The organism is Pseudonocardia sp. NPDC049154 (assembly GCF_040648315.1).
Taxonomy (GTDB): domain Bacteria; phylum Actinomycetota; class Actinomycetes; order Mycobacteriales; family Pseudonocardiaceae; genus Pseudonocardia.
In genome coordinates this window covers 1-16,022 of sequence record NZ_JBEZDN010000161.1, presented here as the reverse complement: position 1 = coordinate 16,022, position 16,022 = coordinate 1, and the positions used below count along the sequence as shown (strand labels likewise).

At 72.6% G+C, this 16,022-nt stretch carries 14 protein-coding genes and 1 pseudogene; 10 read left to right on the top strand and 5 right to left on the bottom strand.

Annotation, left to right across the window (positions count from 1 at the left end; all coding sequences use genetic code 11):
* From AB0B41_RS39235 to AB0B41_RS39215, 5 genes are all read left to right on the top strand, one after another.
* The coding region (locus AB0B41_RS39235; protein ID WP_358212102.1) for an ATP-binding protein at positions 1–2,473 on the top strand (2,473 nt) is incomplete at its 5' end.
* Between the two features lie 30 nt (positions 2,474–2,503).
* Entirely contained in the window at positions 2,504–3,823 is a 1,320-nt protein-coding gene (mshA, locus tag AB0B41_RS39230) for a D-inositol-3-phosphate glycosyltransferase (protein ID WP_358212101.1), read from the top strand.
* Between the two features lie 44 nt (positions 3,824–3,867).
* Positions 3,868–4,326: a YbjN domain-containing protein gene (locus tag AB0B41_RS39225; RefSeq protein ID WP_358212105.1), complete on the top strand. Its 459-nt coding sequence runs from the start codon at positions 3,868–3,870 to the stop codon at positions 4,324–4,326.
* An 88-nt stretch (positions 4,327–4,414) separates the two neighbouring features.
* Positions 4,415–5,371 (top strand): DUF4349 domain-containing protein, encoded by a 957-nt coding sequence (locus AB0B41_RS39220; RefSeq protein WP_358212100.1) that lies wholly within the window; start codon positions 4,415–4,417, stop codon positions 5,369–5,371.
* A gap of 83 nt (positions 5,372–5,454) precedes the next feature.
* On the top strand, positions 5,455–6,216 hold the full coding sequence (locus tag AB0B41_RS39215; RefSeq protein WP_358212099.1) for a GntR family transcriptional regulator: 762 nt from the start codon (positions 5,455–5,457) through the stop codon (positions 6,214–6,216).
* Between the two features lie 4 nt (positions 6,217–6,220).
* Here the strand turns inward: AB0B41_RS39215 and AB0B41_RS39210 are convergent, their stop codons facing one another.
* Entirely contained in the window at positions 6,221–6,721 is a 501-nt protein-coding gene (locus AB0B41_RS39210; RefSeq protein WP_358212098.1) for a VOC family protein, read from the bottom strand.
* 84 nt (positions 6,722–6,805) lie between these two features.
* Here AB0B41_RS39210 and AB0B41_RS39205 point away from each other — a divergent pair, with 84 nt between their 5' ends.
* From AB0B41_RS39205 to AB0B41_RS39190, 4 genes are all read left to right on the top strand, one after another.
* Positions 6,806–7,309: a MarR family transcriptional regulator gene (locus AB0B41_RS39205; protein ID WP_358212097.1), complete on the top strand. Its 504-nt coding sequence runs from the start codon at positions 6,806–6,808 to the stop codon at positions 7,307–7,309.
* A 32-nt stretch (positions 7,310–7,341) separates the two neighbouring features.
* Positions 7,342–8,085 (top strand): phosphoglyceromutase, encoded by a 744-nt coding sequence (locus AB0B41_RS39200; RefSeq protein ID WP_358212104.1) that lies wholly within the window; start codon positions 7,342–7,344, stop codon positions 8,083–8,085.
* 140 nt (positions 8,086–8,225) lie between these two features.
* Positions 8,226–9,425, top strand: a complete 1,200-nt coding sequence (locus AB0B41_RS39195; RefSeq protein WP_358212103.1) for an ATP-binding protein — start codon at positions 8,226–8,228, stop codon at positions 9,423–9,425.
* Position 9,426: 1 nt separating this feature from the next.
* Positions 9,427–10,116, top strand: coding sequence for a response regulator transcription factor (locus tag AB0B41_RS39190; RefSeq protein ID WP_358212096.1), 690 nt, complete (start codon positions 9,427–9,429; stop codon positions 10,114–10,116).
* 43 nt (positions 10,117–10,159) lie between these two features.
* Here AB0B41_RS39190 and AB0B41_RS39185 read toward each other — a convergent pair whose 3' ends face one another.
* Positions 10,160–10,570, bottom strand: a complete 411-nt coding sequence (locus AB0B41_RS39185) for a tyrosine-type recombinase/integrase (RefSeq protein ID WP_358212095.1) — start codon at positions 10,568–10,570, stop codon at positions 10,160–10,162.
* Between the two features lie 872 nt (positions 10,571–11,442).
* Between AB0B41_RS39185 and AB0B41_RS39180 the strand changes: the two genes are divergently transcribed.
* A complete protein-coding gene (locus AB0B41_RS39180) occupies positions 11,443–12,129 on the top strand; it encodes a DnaB-like helicase N-terminal domain-containing protein (RefSeq protein ID WP_358212094.1) in 687 nt (228 codons plus the stop codon).
* A gap of 152 nt (positions 12,130–12,281) precedes the next feature.
* Here the strand turns inward: AB0B41_RS39180 and AB0B41_RS39175 are convergent.
* From AB0B41_RS39175 to AB0B41_RS39165, 3 genes and pseudogenes are all read right to left on the bottom strand, one after another.
* Positions 12,282–13,149, bottom strand: a pseudogene (locus tag AB0B41_RS39175) (IS5 family transposase).
* Positions 13,150–13,818: 669 nt separating this feature from the next.
* The gene (locus AB0B41_RS39170) at positions 13,819–13,956 is read right to left on the bottom strand and encodes a hypothetical protein (RefSeq protein WP_358212093.1); all 138 of its coding nucleotides are present in this window, start codon (positions 13,954–13,956) and stop codon (positions 13,819–13,821) included.
* 1,556 nt (positions 13,957–15,512) lie between these two features.
* Entirely contained in the window at positions 15,513–15,869 is a 357-nt protein-coding gene (locus AB0B41_RS39165; protein ID WP_358212092.1) for a hypothetical protein, read from the bottom strand.
* Between the last annotated feature and the right edge of the window lie 153 nt (positions 15,870–16,022).

The following is a 16,022-nucleotide window of genomic DNA, read 5'->3' as shown; positions in this document are numbered from 1 at the left end:
CACGCGCCGTCGATCGAGGCGGCCCGGGAGCGCGCCGCTGCCGCCGGACTCGGCATGGCACGTGCCCGTGCTGCGCCTGGTCTGGCCCGTCGAGCCCGACGAGCCGGGCCCGCCCGCGGGGTACGCCACCGAGGTCCGGCTCCCGGTACGCCCCGGCCTCGACCCCGCCGACCTGCTCGAACGCGCCCGCGCCGCGGCCCCGGACCTCCTGCTCGCGTTGCCGGACCTCGCCGAGGTCGTCCTCGCGCCGCCGGACGGGGAGCCCACGGCACTGCGTCGCGAGGAGGCAGACGGGATCACCGTCGTCGGCGACCGGCGCTTCCGCGTGGTCCGGAGCAGCGTCACGACCGAGCCCGGCGCGGCGGTCGAGGAGCGGCACCGCCGCGAGCGCGGGGTCTGCTGGGCGCTGCCGGTCGACGTCCTGGGCGAGCCCGCCCCGCTCGGCCCGGACTCCGGCGAGGTCCTGCACGCGCCGACGGCCGCCGTCGAGCGGCTCGGGCTGCCGGCCCGGCTGATCGCCGACCTGCCGTTGGACCCGGACCGTCGCCGCGTCCGGACCGGACCGACGGCCGACGCGGTGCTCGCCGCGGCCGCCGCGGCCTACCTCGACCTGGTCCGGGTCGTCGCCCCCGAGCACCGGCTCGACCTCGTGCCGGCGCCGGGCTTCCCGTTCTCCGAGCTCGACGGCCGGCTGCGCGCCGCCGTCGTCGACGCCCTCGCCGAAGGCGCCTGGTTGCCGGCCGCCGTGCCCGGTGCCGCGGACCTCGTGCCGCGCCGCGCGGAGTGGCTCGACCTGCCCGGCGCCCCGGACCTGCCCGCCCTGCTCGCCGCCGCCGATCCCGCGTTCGGCCGGCTCGCCGCCGTCGAGCCCCGGCAGTCGGTCGCGCTCGGGGAGCTCGGGGTCGGGCGGGTCGGCGCCGCCGGGCTGGCGGAGCGGCTGCACGGTGTGGAGCGGGATCCGCACTGGTGGTGCGCGTTGTACGCGGCGTTGGAGCCCGCCGTCGAGACCGTGCCCGGGCTGACCGAGGAGCTGCGCGCCCTCCCGGTCCCGCTGCTCGACGGGCGCCTGGTGGCGGGTCCGCCGAGCGTCCTGCTCCCGGGGTCCGGTCTCGACGCCGGCACCCGGGCCGTCGCCGGGCTCGCCCTGCCCGGCCTGCACGTCGCCGACCCGGACGCGGTCCACCCGCTGCTGGAGCGGCTCGGGGCGACCGCCACCGATCCCGGTGCGCTGCTCGACCATCCCGCGCTGCGCGAGGCCGTCGACCGCTCGCTCGACGACGCCGACGCCGGCCTGGACACCGCGCCCCTCGCCGAGGCCGTGCTCGGCCTGCTCGCCGTGACGGTCGCGCCCGGGTTCGGCGCGCTCGCGCTCCCGGACGCGGAGGGCCTGCCGTCACGCGCCGACGAGCTGATGCTCCCCGACGCCGCGGTCCGGCCGCTGTTCGACGCGGAGGCGCCGATCGGCGTCCTCGACCCCGCGTGGGCCGCGCGGATCCCGCGGGAGGCGCTCGTCGCGGCCGGGGTGCTCGACGGGTTCGCCGTCGTCGTCGACGAGGAGCCCACGGGGCCGGACCACGACCTGCACGACGAGGACCTCTGGTGGGACGAGGGCGCCGAGCCGACCCGGGTCACCGGCGTCCGGGACCTCGACCTGGTCGCGGACGACGCGTGGCCCGCCGCGCTCGCGCTCCTCGCCGGCCGCCCGGAGACCCGGGCCGCCGTGCTGGAGCCGGGCGGGTACACCGGCTGGTGGCTCGCCCGGAACGCCCTGCTCGGCGGGCACGAACCCGGGCACTGGCGGCTCGCGGGGGCCGAGCGGCTCGCGGGCCTCTACGACCCGGTCCCGGCCGCGCTCGACGAGCGCCTGCTCGCCGCGATCGGCGTCCGCGCGGAGCTGGCCGTCGACAGCACCGAGGAGGCCGCGGACCTGCTCGACCGGCTCGCCGACGCCGGGCGCACCGTCGACGCCGCGCTCGCGGCCGACGCCCACGCGGTGCTGGCCGCGGCCGTCGCGGAGGGGGCGGTCGACGTCGACGCCCTCGACCTCCCCGACCGGGTCCGCTCGCTCGCGGGCACGGTCGTCGGCGTCGACGCGGCCGTGGTGCTCGACGCCCCGTGGGCCGCGGCGGTGCTGCCGGCGCACGACCTGATCGTCGGCGGGGAGCCGCACGCGCTGGCCGAGATCCTGGACCTGCCGCTCGCCTCCGACGTGGTGGTCGGGGAGGTCGTCGGCGACGGGCGGCCGGTGCGCTGGTCGGCCCTGCCCGAGGTGGTGGTGGCCTGCCGCACAGCGGGCCTGCCGGTCCCCGGGGGCGAGCTGTGGCTGCACGACACCCTCGAGGTCGACCTCAGCCGGCCCGGGAAGGGGCGCCGGAGCGTTCCGACCTGGATCGATGCCGCCGGACGGGTGCACGCCGCGGACGCCGTGCGGGCGCTGCTGACCCTGTCCGGACGGATCGGCGACGACGAGTGACCAGCCCGGCCTCGTGCTAGGAAGAAGCATGTGAGAAACCGAGCCGACCTGCACACGCCCCCGCCCGTCCGGGGACGCGTCGCCATCCTCTCGGTCCACACCTCCCCGCTGGAGCAGCCCGGCACGGGCGACGCCGGCGGGATGAACGTCTACATCTCCGAGACCGCCACCCGCATGGCGCGCCGCGGCATCCCCGTGGAGATCTTCACCCGGGCCACGTCGTCGGAGCAGCCGCCGGTCGCGGAGCTGGCTCCCGGGGTGCTCGTCCGGCACATCGCGGCCGGGCCGTTCGAGGGCCTCGGCAAGAACGACCTGCCCGGGCAGCTGTGCGCCTTCACCGCCGGCGTGCTGCGGACCGAGGCGCACCACGAGCCCGGCTGGTACGGCGTCATCCACTCCCACTACTGGCTCTCCGGCCAGGTCGGGTGGCTCGCCCGGGACCGCTGGGGCGTGCCGCTGGTGCACTCCGCGCACACCCTCGCCCGGGTCAAGAACGCCGCGCTCGCGGAGGGCGACCAGCCCGAGCCGATGGTCCGCGTGATCGGCGAGGACCAGGTGGCGGCGGAGGCGGACCGGCTCGTCGCGAACACCGACACCGAGGTGCGCCAGCTCGTCGAGCTGTGCGAGGCCGACCCGCTGCGCACGGTCGCCATCCCGCCGGGCGTCGACCTCGACCGCTTCCGCCCCGCCTCCCGGTGCGAGGCGCGGGAGGCGCTCGGCCTGCGGCACGACGCCGTCGTGCTGGGGTTCGTCGGGCGGATCCAGCCGCTGAAGGCCCCGGACGTGCTGCTCCGCGCCGCCGCCGAGATGCTCCGCCGCGATCCCGCGCTGCGCGAGCGGCTGGTCGTGCTGGTCGTCGGCGGGCCGTCGGGCAGCGGGCTGACCGAGCCGACCGCCCTGCAGGAGCTGGCGGCGCACCTGGGCATCACGGACGTCGTGCGGTTCCTGCCGCCGCAGGCCGGGCCGGCGCTGGGGCGGGTCTACCGGGCCGCCGACGTGATCGCCGTGCCGAGCCACAACGAGTCGTTCGGCCTGGTCGCGCTGGAGGCGCAGGCCTGCGGGACGCCGGTCGTCGCGGCCGACGTCGGGGGCCTGCCGGTGGCCGTCGCCGACGGCCGGTCGGGGCTGCTGGTCCCCGGGCACGGCGCCGGGCAGTGGGCCTCCGCGCTGGCCGCCGTTGCGCTCGACCCCGCGCGCCGTGAACGGCTCGCCCGCGGCGCCGTGACGCACGCCCGGGAGTTCTCCTGGGAGCGCACCACGGACGCCCTGCTGGCCACCTACGCCGACGCCACCCGGGAGTACCGGGCCCGGCTGCGGGACCGGCTGGTCGCGGGCATCATCGAGGCGTGAGCGCAGAGACGGAGAAGACGGATCCCCCCGAGATCGACACGGCGGTGGGGAAGGCGCTCGACGAGCTGGAGGTCGGGTACCACCGGCGCGAGGCGGGCCAGTACCTCGTCACGCTGGAGGGCACGAACCGGCTCAACACCCCGACCTGGCTGGTCGTCCGCGAGCAGACGGTCTTCGTGCAGGCCTTCGTCTGCCGGCAGCCGGACGAGAACCACGAGGGCGTCTACCGCTTCATGCTGCAGCGCAACGCCCGTCTCTACGGCGTGCACTACGCGCTCGACCGGGTCGGCGACATCCACCTCGTCGGCCGCATCCCGTTCGTCGCGGTGAGCGCGGACGAGCTCGACCGAGTCCTCGGCCAGGTCCTCGAGGCCGCCGACGGCGATTTCAACACCTTCCTCGAGCTGGGCTTCGCCACCTCCATCCGCCGCGAGTACGCCTGGCGGACGGAGCGCGGGGAGTCATTGGCCAACCTCAAGGCCTTCGAGCACCTCATCGACTGACGCCCGCTCGCCCGGCTCGGGCCGGTGCGCATGCAACCGGATCGCGGCTCTCGTCCGTCCTTCCCCCGACGACGGAGGAGGGCGGGTCATGCGCAGGTGGGCGGTCTGGGTGGCGGCGGGCGTGGTGGTGCTGGCGTCCGCGTCGGTGGTGACGGGCGTGGCGATGCGGGACAGCGGCGGCGCCTCGAGTTCGGCGGAGCCGGGAACCCTGGCCCGGCCCGAGATCGCGGTGGCGCCCGACGGGGGCACCGTGTCGAGCAGTGAGTCCGCGCCCGGGTCCGCCCGCTCGGTCCCGCCGGCCGATTCCGCGGGTGCCGTCGCCGGGGCGCCGGGGACCGCCCCGCTGACCGACGTCGTCCCGGGGCGCGACGTCGTCCGCACCGCGGAGCTGACCGTGCAGGTCGGCGACCCCGTGGCCGCGGCCGCCGAGGTCCGGGGCGCGGTCGCCGCCGCGGGTGGGTTCGTGGCCGACGAGCGCGCGGGGAGCGGTTCGGCCGGGTTCACCCTGCGCGTGCCGGCGGACCGGCTCGACGCCCTCGCCGAGCGGCTCGCGGGCCTCGGGACCGTGACCTCCCGAACGAGCCGGGCCGAGGACGTCAGCGCCCCGGTCGCGGACCTGGAGGGGCGGGTCGCGGCGCAACGGGCGAGCGTCGCCCGGGTCCGCGCGCTGCTCGACCGCGCGACGACGATCGGCGAGATCGTCTCGATCGAGTCCGAGCTGGCCGCGCGCGAGGCCGATCTGGAGTCGCTGCAGCGGCGGCTCGCGGTGCTGCAGGACCAGGTGGCGCTGGCGACCGTCGAGGTCGCGTTGCTGCCGGTCCCGCCCGTGGCCGTCCCCGGCCCGTCGGGCTTCCTCGGCGGCCTTGCCGTCGGCTGGGAGGGGCTGCGCGCGATCGGCCGGGTGTCGCTGGCCGCGCTCGGGTTCGTGGTGCCGATGCTGCCCGTGGTGGCGGTGCTCGCCGGGCTCGTCCTGCTCGGCCGCCGGGTGTACCGGCACCGCCGCCGGCCGACCCCGCCGCCCGCGGACGCTCCCGGACCCGGGTGAGACCGGCCGCCTCCTCGGCCGGGCCGCGTCACCGGCGGGTTACCCTCGGTCGAACGCCGACGGTCGATCCCCAGGAGGACGCGATGGCCGCGCGCCCCCTGGTGCGCAAGGGTGCCGAGCCGCTGTGGGCGCAGCTGCTGGCCGACCTGCGCGCGCGGCTCGACGCGCACGAGTTCGACCACTCCTTCCCCGGCGAGCTCGCCCTCGTCGGCGAGTACGGGGTCAGCCGGCACACTGTGCGCGAGGCGCTGCGCCGGCTGCGCGAGGAGGGCGTCGTCGTCGCCGGCCGGGGCCGGGCACCGCGGCTGGCCGCGCCGATGGAGATCGAGCAGCAGCTCGGCTCGCTCTACAGCCTCTTCTCCGCCGTCGAGTCGACCGGCCGCGAGCAGCGCAGCGTCGTCCGCACGCTCGACGTCCGGGCGGACGGGGTCGTCGCCGCCCGGCTCGGGCTGGAGGAGTCGACCCCGCTGGTGCACCTCGAGCGGCTGCGGCTCGCGGAGGGCGAGCCGCTGGCCGTCGACCGGGTGTGGCTGCCGGAGGAGGTCGCGGCCCCGCTGCTCGATGTCGACTTCACGCACACCGGCGTCTATCCCGAGCTCGAGCGGCTCTGCGGGATCCGGGTCGCGGGCGGGCGCGAGAACATCCGCGCAGTCGTCCCGACGGCCGAGGAGCGCCGCCTGCTGGGGGTCGACGCCGGGGTGGCCGCGCTGGCGATCGAGCGCCTCGGCAGCTCCGCCGGGCGGGCCGTGGAGTGGCGGCACACGCTCGTCCGCGGCGACCGGTTCACGCTGACCGCACAGTTCAGCGCCCGGGACGGCTACCTCGTCGGCGCCCCGGCGAGCTGATCCGTCACGGCACGGAGACGCCCACCCCGCCCCGGGTCGCGGCGCCGTAGCGCGCGATCTCGGCCTCGAGGTCGAGCGGCCCGGTGCGCATCCCGGTGTCCGGGCCGAGCAGCTCCGCCGGGACCAGCCAGCTGACCTCGAACTCCAGCCCGTCCGGGTCCTTCGCGTAGAGCGCCTTGGTGCTGCCGTGGTCCGACGCGCCGACGAGCGCGCCGTGTTCGCGCAGCACGCCGCGGATCCGGTCGAGCTCGGCGAGGGTGTCGACCTCCCACGCCAGGTGGTAGAGACCGACGGCGCCGTGTCCGGCGGTGGTGTCCCCGGCGCTCCCGCCGATCCCGAACAGGCCGAGGTCGTGGTCGTTGGACGAGCCCTCGGCCTGCAGGAACGCCGCCCGGCCGGGCACGGACGCGACGACCCGGAACCCGAGGGCCTCGGTGTAGAAGGCGACGCTACGGTCGACGTCGCGGACGTAGAGCACGGCGTGGTTGAGGCGTTGGACGGGCATGGGCCTGCCTTTCTGTGAAACTTCAATCACACCGTAGCCCGCGGACAGATGAATGTTCAAGCGATTCGGCGTACGCTCGCCCGCATGGACGACACCCGCTGGCTCTCACCCGCCGAGCTGCGGGCGTGGCTGGCGTACGTCGCGGCCACCACGCTGCTCGACGGTGCCCTCGACCGGCAGCTGCAACGCGAGTCGGGCATGCCGCACGCCTACTACCTGATCCTCGCCATGCTCTCCGACGCCCGCGAGCACACGCTGCGGATGAGCGAACTGGCCGCCGCCACGCAGAGCAGCCAGAGCCGGCTCAGCCACGCGGTGACCCGGCTGGAGCGGAAGGGGTGGGTGTGCCGCCGTCCCTGCCCGGACGACCGGCGCAGCACCTTCTGCACCCTCACCGAGGAGGGCTATGCGGCGTTGCGCGCGGCGGCCCCGGGGCACGTGCGGACGGTCCGCGAGAACCTCTTCGACGCCCTGAGCCCCGAGCAGGTCACCCAGCTCGAGGAGATCGCCCGCGCGATGCTCGGCCGGCTCACCCGCGATCCCGAGGCGGTGCCGTTGCCCGGAGTGTGCCCGGACCGACAGCCCTGACCGCCAGCGCCGACCCGCATCCGTTTGGCAAGCTGTCGCGCATGCCCACACTCGTGCTGCTGCGCCACGGTCAGAGCGACTGGAACCTGAGGAACCTCTTCACGGGCTGGGTCGACGTCCCGCTCTCGGAGGTCGGCGAGGCCGAGGCCCGCCGCGGCGGCGAGCTGATGAAGGAGACGGGCCTGCTCCCCGACGTCGTGCACACGTCGGTGCTGCGCCGCGCGATCAACACCGCGAACCTCGCGCTCGACGTCGCCGACCGGCACTGGATCCCGGTGCGCCGCGACTGGCGGCTCAACGAGCGGCACTACGGCGCGCTGCAGGGCAAGGACAAGAAGCAGATCCGCGAGGAGTTCGGCGACGAGCAGTTCATGGTCTGGCGGCGCAGCTACGACGTGCCGCCGCCGCCGATCGAGAAGGGCTCGGAGTGGTCGCAGGACGGCGACGCCCGCTACTCCGGCATCCAGGCCCCGCTGACCGAGTGCCTCGCCGACGTCGTGGCGCGGATGCTGCCGTACTGGGACGAGGCGATCGTCCCCGACCTGCGCGCCGGCAAGGTCGTGCTCGTCGCCGCGCACGGCAACTCGCTGCGCGCGCTCGTCAAGGAGCTCGACGGCATCTCGGACACCGACATCGCCGGGCTCAACATCCCCACCGGCATCCCGCTGCGCTACGAGCTCGACGACGACCTGAAGCCCACGGTGCCCGGCGGTGAATACCTGGACCCGGCCGCCGCCGAGGAGGCCATCCAGGGAGTGGCGAACCAGGGTCGCTGAGCCGGGCGCTCCCCCGTGGGGTGAACGGGCCGTGAACGGGGGCGGAAAAGTCCTCGTCCGGCGAGTCAGGAGGCTCACTCGGGGCCTCTGACGCTGGCGTCGGCCCTGGTCGGGCTGCCTACGATGCCTCCGTGAACGCAGTGGCGTCCGTGGTGCTGGTCGCCGTCGCCCTCGGCGCCGGGCTGTGGGCCGGCGTCCTGATCGGCCGCCGCCGCGCCCGGCCCGCCCGGCCCCGGCCGGACGGCCGCAGGGTGCCGACGCTGGCCGAGCTCCTCCAGCGCGTGTTCCGGTCCACCGGGTCCGGGCTCGCGGTGCTGTCCGGTCACGGCGACGTCGTGCTGCACAACCGGCGCGCCGCCGAGCTCGGCGTGGTCCGGGCCGGCCGGCCCGACCCGCGCGCCTGGGCCGCCTGCCAGAAGGTCCTCGAGGGCTCCACGGACGTCGAGGTGGACCTCGCCCCGCTGGAGGTGCGTGGCCGCCAACCCGCCGCCGTCGTCGCCGTGGTGCGGCCGCTGGGCGACGGGTTCACCCTCGTCGAGGCCGCGGACATGTCCGACGCCGTGCGCCTCGAGGCCACCCGGCGCGACTTCGTGGCCAACGTGAGCCACGAGCTCAAGACGCCCGTCGGCGCGGTCGGGCTGCTGGCCGAGGCGGTGCTCGACTCGGTCGACGACCCCGAGTCGGTGAACCGCTTCGCCGGCAAGATCCTGCGCGAGTCGACCCGGCTCGGTGCGCTCGTCACCGAGCTGATCGCGCTGTCCCGGCTGACCGGGGCCGAGGCGCTGCCCGACCTCGAGGACGTGGACGTCGACGACGTCGTCGCGGAGGCCCTCGGCCGCTCGCGGCTCTCCGCCGAGTCGGCCGGCATCGAGATCACCGTCGACGAGCCCTCCGGCCTCGAGGTGGCCGGGGACCGGACGCTGCTGGTCACGGCCCTGTCGAACCTCCTCGAGAACGCCGTCGCCTACTCGCCGCCCGACGCGTCGGTCTCGGTGTCCCGCCGGCTGGAGGACGGCTGGGTCGAGATCGCCGTGACCGACCGCGGCATCGGCATCGCGCCGGAGCACCAGGTCCGCGTGTTCGAGCGGTTCTTCCGGGTCGATCCGGCCCGCTCCCGTGCGACCGGCGGCACCGGGCTCGGGCTGGCGATCGTCAAGCACGTCCTCGCGAACCACGGTGGCGAGGTGCGGCTGTGGAGCCGCCCCGGCACCGGATCGACCTTCACCATGCGGCTCCCCGCCACCGGTGCCGCCGTGCCGGACCTCCCTCCGGAGGACCACGCGGCGGACCCGGCGACCGACCGAGACCCGGCCGGGGCGACCGGCCGAGCTGGAGGATGAGATGACCAGGGTGCTGATCGTCGAGGACGAGGAGTCCTTCGCCGACCCGCTCGCGTTCCTGCTGCGCAAGGAGGGCTTCACCGCCGCCGTCGCGACGACCGGCCAGGAGGCGCTCGAGGAGTTCGACCGCAACGGCGCCGACATCGTGCTGCTCGACCTCATGCTCCCCGGCATGAGCGGCACGGACGTGTGCAAGGCCCTGCGCTCCCGCTCGGCCGTCCCGGTGATCATGGTGACCGCGCGGGACAGCGAGATCGACAAGGTCGTCGGCCTGGAGCTGGGCGCCGACGACTACGTGACCAAGCCCTACTCGGCCCGTGAGCTCATCGCCCGGGTGCGCGCCGTCCTGCGCCGCGGCGGCGAGAACGGCACCGGGGACGCCGACGGCGCCGGCGTGCTCGAGGCGGGCCCGGTGCGCATGGACGTCGAGCGGCACGTGGTCTCGGTCGGCGGCACGGACGTCCCCCTGCCGCTCAAGGAGTTCGACCTGCTCGAGTACCTGCTGCGCAACGCCGGCCGGGTGCTCACCCGCGGACAGCTCATCGACCGGGTGTGGGGCGCGGACTACGTCGGCGACACCAAGACCCTCGACGTCCACGTCAAGCGCCTGCGCGCCAAGGTGGAGAAGGACCCCAGTGCCCCGCAGCACCTCGTCACGGTGCGCGGGCTGGGGTACAAGTTCGAGAGCTGAGGAGGGGCTCTGGCTGGCTATTCACGCAGCTCAGAGGCCTATGTCATGAGGACTGCCCCCTCTCGGTCCGCGCTGAGTCCGTCACAGGATCACCGAGTGCCACCGAGGTCACCTCGGTGGAGGCCGCCGACCAGGCCGCATCGATGATCTTGCGCGTGCGGTCTTCTGAGTCGGGCATGAGGTGTCCGTAGACCTTCAGGACCATGCCGGCGTCGTCGTGGCCCAGTCGCTCTGCCACGGCGACGACGGACTCGCCGCCGGCCGGTAGGACGCTCGCGTGGTGATGTCGAAGATCGTGAGTGGTGGTCGATGGGGGGAAGGTGGAGCCTTCTTCGCTGGCGAGCTTCTTCACCGCCACCTTGAAGGTGCGCACACCGTAGAAGGCATGGTGGTAGGGGCGCCTGTTGTGGCCGTAGAAGAGCGAACCGTCCTCGAGTGGTGGCCATTGCTGCATGTGTCGAGCCAACGCGTCAGCGACGAACTGAGGCAGCGGAACGCTGCGCCTCGACCGTGGGTCTTCGGATCGACCCGGGACCTTGTTCGGTCCTCGAGTTGGTGCTCCACTCGGGCCGTGCGACCCAGGAATTTCACGTCTTGCTGACGTAGGGCGAGGAGCTCCCCGAGTCGTAGGCCGAGGCCGGCCTGGGTCAGCACCATGGCTCGGGTCCGTGCGGGCACGGCCTCGGCCGGCTCGAGCACCTGGTCGACCGTGAGGGGAACGACCCGGTCCTTGTCGGCCTTGGGGAGGCGAGCCTGACCACCGGCGAGCTACCCACGACGCGATCGAGCACAGCTGCGGCGAAGATGGCCTCGAGCATGTTCGCCGTCAGCTCCACGGTCGACGGCGCAAGTTGTGCCGCGAGTTGAGTTGCCCACGCCTGGACGTCGGAGGGGAGCACGCTTGCCATGCGCCGGCTTCCGAGAAACGTGTTCTCGACATGGAGGCGAATCTGGCTCTCGATGCGCCGGGCGGTCGAAGGGCGATAAGGGCGAGCTGACGCCCAGCGCCTCGCGTACTCGGCCACAGTCGTGCGATCCGAGGGGTCGACGTAGGTCCCTCGTAGCTTCGATGACTCGATCATTGCGAGGAAGCGTTCGCCGTCCGCTTTGCGGCTGAAGTGCTTGGCGCGCTCACGTCCATCGGGATCTCTATAGCGAGCTCGCCAACGGCCGTCAGGGCGACGAGCGAGGCTACCCACCTGATTCGCCTTCGCGCGGCGGATTCTCGGGTCTCGTGGACGGGAGCGACTCGTCGCGCAGCCTGCGCCATTTGTCCGGGTCCCAGCCGGAAGCGGCAGGGGTGCCCCACTCGGGCCCCGCCTTCGAGTGGAACGAGCGCGGCGCCGAGGGCGGCGGCTCCGCCGAAGCCTCCCCGGGCACGTCCGGGGTGGAAGTGCCCGAGGTGGCCGGGTCCTGTTGCCGACTGTCGGGGGCATCCTCGAGTCGAGCCTGGGCCTGTTCGATCTCGCGGCGTCGCTGTTGCAGAAGCTGCTCAACCAAGTCGAGCTCGCGGCGGCGCGCGCTCAGTTCGCGACTCCAGCGCGAGTGCTGAACGAGGGTGATCTCGCCGTGAGCCGGCGGACAAGACAAGGCACGGCAGGAAGGGACCAGGGTTCCACAGGCGAACGACCGTCGGAGGACAGCGTGACGACTGTCGGTGCCAACGCTGAGGATGGACGGCCTGAGCGCCTCCCACCTGCAGATCTTGGAGCCGAGCGCGCAGTGATCGGAGCCGTCCTGCACCATGCCGCGGTACTCGACCGGGCGGCGACTGTGGTTGAGCCTGATGACTTCTACCGGCCGGCCCACACTGAGCTCTTCCGAGAGATGCTGAGGATGCGTGACGAGGGCCGTCCGGTGGATGCGATCTCGCTCGCGGATCGGCTTGGTGATCGGCTGTTCAAGCTGGGCGGCCTGCACTCATCGATCCGAGCAGGGGGGCTTTGCGCGGCGTTGCTGGCAATGCTGGTGAGTGCGAGCCCTGACCAACCTAGCGCGACGGGTTCGGCGTAGGCGTTGGTGATGACAGGGCCGTCACGCCGGGAGGCGTCCGCGTCGCCGCTGCAGTGGACCGTGCGTTATCTACCCGATCCTGGGACAGCTCAGGCAGATTGCCCCGTACCGCCGGTGTGCAAGAGTTGCTTAGAGCGTCCGGCAAATGAGGGTTAGCGGAGTCGGCGGGTGGTGGGCCCGGTGGGCCAGCGGTAGCGGCTGCGGGCGGAGTTGATCAGGCGCCGGATCACGGTCAGCGCGGCGGCGAGGTAGAGGTAGAACTCGACGATGATCGTGCGTTTGTCGGTGACCCGACGCAGCTATGCCGTAGCCGTTCATCCACGAGTGCAGGCGCTCGACCGGCCACCGTCTGCCTGCCTGGATCGGTGCGGGCCGACCCTTGGCGGCGATGTCCGCGTCGAAGCCGAGGATCTCGAGCAGGGTGCGGGTCTTGCCCGAGTCGTAGCCGCGGTCGAGGTCCATGGTGAGCCGCTCGGGGAGTGCGCAGCCGGGGGCGAGCATGTCGGGGATCCCGGCCAGGGTCGGTTCCAGCAGCGGCGAGTCGTGATCGTTGGCACGGGCAGCGACCAGATGCAGCGGAAGCCCTGACCCTTCGCAGGCGATGGAGCGTTTCGTGCCCTGTTTGCCCCGGTCAACGGGGCTGCGTCCGGCGATCTCGCCCCCGCATGGGGCCTTGGTGATCGCTCCGTCCACCGACAGGTCGTCGAGGTCGAGCCCGATCATGTGGTGGTAGGCAGCCAGGCTCAGCCGCAGCAGTGCCCGGCCGTGCCCGGCAGCCGCCCAGGTGTCGAGGCGGCGGCGGATGGTGCGGCCCGAGCAGCCCGGGCTGGCGATGCGTTCGTAGCCGCTGCCGTGCACCAAGGCGGCGACGACGTGGTCGAAGACGAGCCGGTCGTCGATCCGGCGGCGATGACAGCCCCACGGGTGGCTCGGGGCGAAGGCCGGGCGTTCGTCGACCCCGATCAGGGCAGCGAACTCGACCCACAACGGCTCGATGACCGAAGATGGCAACAGAGGCACGGACCCTCCCGGCGAGCATCAGACTTCAGCAATCCGATGATCACGGGCAGGTCCGTGCCTCTACCTGCAGCGACACGCAGGCAACATCAATTGCCGGACGCTCTTAGGCGCGCGCGGGCACTCGACTCGTCGGGCATATCGACCCAGAACACCGCGACGATGGCGACGTCGCCTTTTCTGATCGGCCGGTGCCACGCCGATCGGTGGCCCGGCAAGGGCGTCCCGGGTCTTGCCCGAGTCGTAGCCGGCATCGGGTGCACGGTGACGTCTTTGGGGAGCGGGCCGAGATCGTCGGTAGGTCGAGGGTGGGCGCGGGCAGCGGTTTTGCCGCCCGCGTCGAGAACAGCATCAGCATCGTCGCGATGATCCACTTTTCCCCGCCAGCAACTGTCCACCACGCTCCTTCGGACAGCCTCGATCACCGTCCAGCGGGGCGCTCGCTGACCTCTTCGCGACGTCGCGCACGAACCTGTTCACAACGTGCAAACCTCCTCATGCGCCTTTAGACCTCCGCGATCTCCTCCTCCCTCGGGTTTCACTGGGCAACTCTCGCCACCGGCATCCGGTCCTCCCCGAATGCGGTCGGTGGTGTCGGTGCGGGGCAGGAGCGACCGGAGCACCCCTCTGGATTCGGTCGCTCTCGGATGCCACGGTCGAGCCGAGCGGACCTCAGGTCGATGGCGTCAGCGGCGCCGAGCAGAGCGGGGCGCCGTCGGTCTCCCCCTGCTCGGGGGACGGGTGGTCGAGGGGGTTCGGCTCGTAGACCGTGGACCGAACCTCCGCGATCGCCTCGTCGAGCGTCGACATGGCCTCGTGGATGCGCGTCAGGGCCCTCCGCGAAGCCCCCGGGGCGCCCCCGTCCGCCAGCTGCGCAGCCGCCGCGTTCATCGATAGTCCCGCAGAGAAGAGCCGCCGTATCACGCTCTCGAGTAGCCGGGCCGCGATCCGGTCACGCTCGTCACGGACCGCGGCGCCTGTGGGGGAGGTTTCGACGGCCGGAGGGTCTTCGCTGCTCACGCCCGCGGTCACCGGCGCGGGGTCCGACGCTCTGATCGGGCCCCAGCCGTGGTCGGAGCTGTGGGTGGAGCTCTACGGACGCCTACCCACGGTCTGAGTTGCACAGCTACCCCTGCCTCTCTTCGGACGGGATGCGTGGTCCAGCTCGGGCACACCGCCGGGGACTGGGGCAGCTGGGCTTTTGTACCCCGGCCAGGGAGCCAGGGCAAGCGCGGTCGGCGTCGGAGGCCCGCGGCCGGCGCAGCGACCCGGGCTGAAGGAACCGGTCCCGACCGGGCGGACGCGGTAGCATCGAGCACATCCGGCGCTCGATCCAGGCCCCGTCGTGACAGGGCCCGAGCCGCCGAGAACATGCCCGAAGCTCGGCGGCTGATCTGCCAGCGAGGCAATCTCGAAGATCGTCGTACCGCTGCCGGCGACGGCTAGGCCATATCCACAACACTCGGCCCGAGGCATGGTGGACGTGCGACTTACCCAGCCGTCCAATGCCGCGGTGAGCTCGCCTCTCAGTGGGGTTCGGTCTGGAACATCGCTAAGTGAAAGCTTGATCAGGTTGGAACCAATTAAATGGTTCAGCGATGTGACCGGCCTGGATCACCAGGTGCAACCTTCCGCCAGGTCCCCTGCCAGGGATCGTATTCCTCTCGTTCGAAAAGGTACATGTCATCAGCCAGGAGAATGAGCGAGTACGGAGTAGGGCCTGAGTCGGGCAATATGGCCATGATTATGTATGTCGTTGGGCGGGGTCAATGTGACGACGTCGCCCCGATTCATGGCGCGCTCATCTGAAAGACGCAGGATGGCCCGTCCGTCGTCGTGGCGAACTGCATCCCACCGCTGATGGGTCTCCACGCCGCGGACCGGAGCGATTGCGACGCAGCAACGATGGGAGTGGGTGTAGGCCATGACTCCCTCGGGCCGATGGAACAGTACCAGGCGAGGACCTCGATCGGGTTTGATCAACCATTTGCCCCCGGGCGACTCAGAGGGTATCTCCGTGATCAGTGGGCCGAGATAATGCTCGTCGGCGGCCAGCTCGACCAGGATCTGCCCCACCTGGTCCATGTTGTGAGTTTCTGCGCTACGCAACTCGTTCAGCTGAGTCAGAAAATGACGGAGTGGGCCCGGAAGATCGTCACCGTCAGGCTCCCGACTCATCGTGCACTTCATGTCGTATCGGACGTCTGCCATCGCCGCAGCCCCTTCCTCTGATGGTTTCCCGAGCACCGCCCGGGCCCCCGCTGTCCCTACTCCAAGCGCGGCACGCGGGCCAGCGCATCCACCCCGCCGACCTTCAGCCGTTTTCCCTGGACACCGTGCGTGTTCGGTTCCGGGTGATGGGGCAGTCAACGGGCCCTGCGTGGGGCTATGCGTGACTGAAGCCGCTTGATCCGGTTGAGATCCGCGGCGGGTTGGCGGCCAGATAAGTTGGACGCGCTTCGGAGAGCGTTGCTCAGGCCGCCGGCGAGGTCGTAGCTGGAACCTTCTCGGATCGGCACGCGCAGGATCGCCTCGGCGGTCGCGCACCGGGCATGTATCGATGGGAAGACCGCCTCTGGCGCAGCGCCGTGGTCGGGCATCCGGTAAATCGGGATCGGCTCGAGGTCCAACCGCTGCCTGTAGGCCGGCGCGACCGCCGCGTCGGCCGCTGGATCCTCCTTCGAGACCTGCCGATGGATCATCAGATCCTCCTGCGTGAGCATGCTTCGCGACCCAAAACAGTCCGGTCACCGGCGGCAACACATCATCCTGGTGCCCCTGGGCGTGTCCTGGGCCTTCATGACCTTGATCGCCAACTACCGAGCCGTCCGCCACGGCGACCGGGACGCGCTGATGCTCGCGCAGCGCTGGTCGAA

Excerpts from the sequence above, each read along its gene's own strand:
- AB0B41_RS39220 (WP_358212100.1), top strand. The coding sequence starts at position 4,415 with ATGCGCAGGTGGGCGGTCTGGGTGGCGGCGGGCGTGGTGGTGCTGGCG.
- AB0B41_RS39215 (WP_358212099.1), top strand. The coding sequence starts at position 5,455 with ATGGCCGCGCGCCCCCTGGTGCGCAAGGGTGCCGAGCCGCTGTGGGCG.
- AB0B41_RS39210 (WP_358212098.1), bottom strand. The coding sequence starts at position 6,721 with ATGCCCGTCCAACGCCTCAACCACGCCGTGCTCTACGTCCGCGACGTC.
- AB0B41_RS39205 (WP_358212097.1), top strand. The coding sequence starts at position 6,806 with ATGGACGACACCCGCTGGCTCTCACCCGCCGAGCTGCGGGCGTGGCTG.
- AB0B41_RS39190 (WP_358212096.1), top strand. The coding sequence starts at position 9,427 with ATGACCAGGGTGCTGATCGTCGAGGACGAGGAGTCCTTCGCCGACCCG.
- AB0B41_RS39185 (WP_358212095.1), bottom strand. The coding sequence starts at position 10,570 with ATGCAGCAATGGCCACCACTCGAGGACGGTTCGCTCTTCTACGGCCAC.
- AB0B41_RS39170 (WP_358212093.1), bottom strand. The coding sequence starts at position 13,956 with ATGTCGACGCTCGACGAGGCGATCGCGGAGGTTCGGTCCACGGTCTAC.
- AB0B41_RS39165 (WP_358212092.1), bottom strand. The coding sequence starts at position 15,869 with ATGCTCACGCAGGAGGATCTGATGATCCATCGGCAGGTCTCGAAGGAG.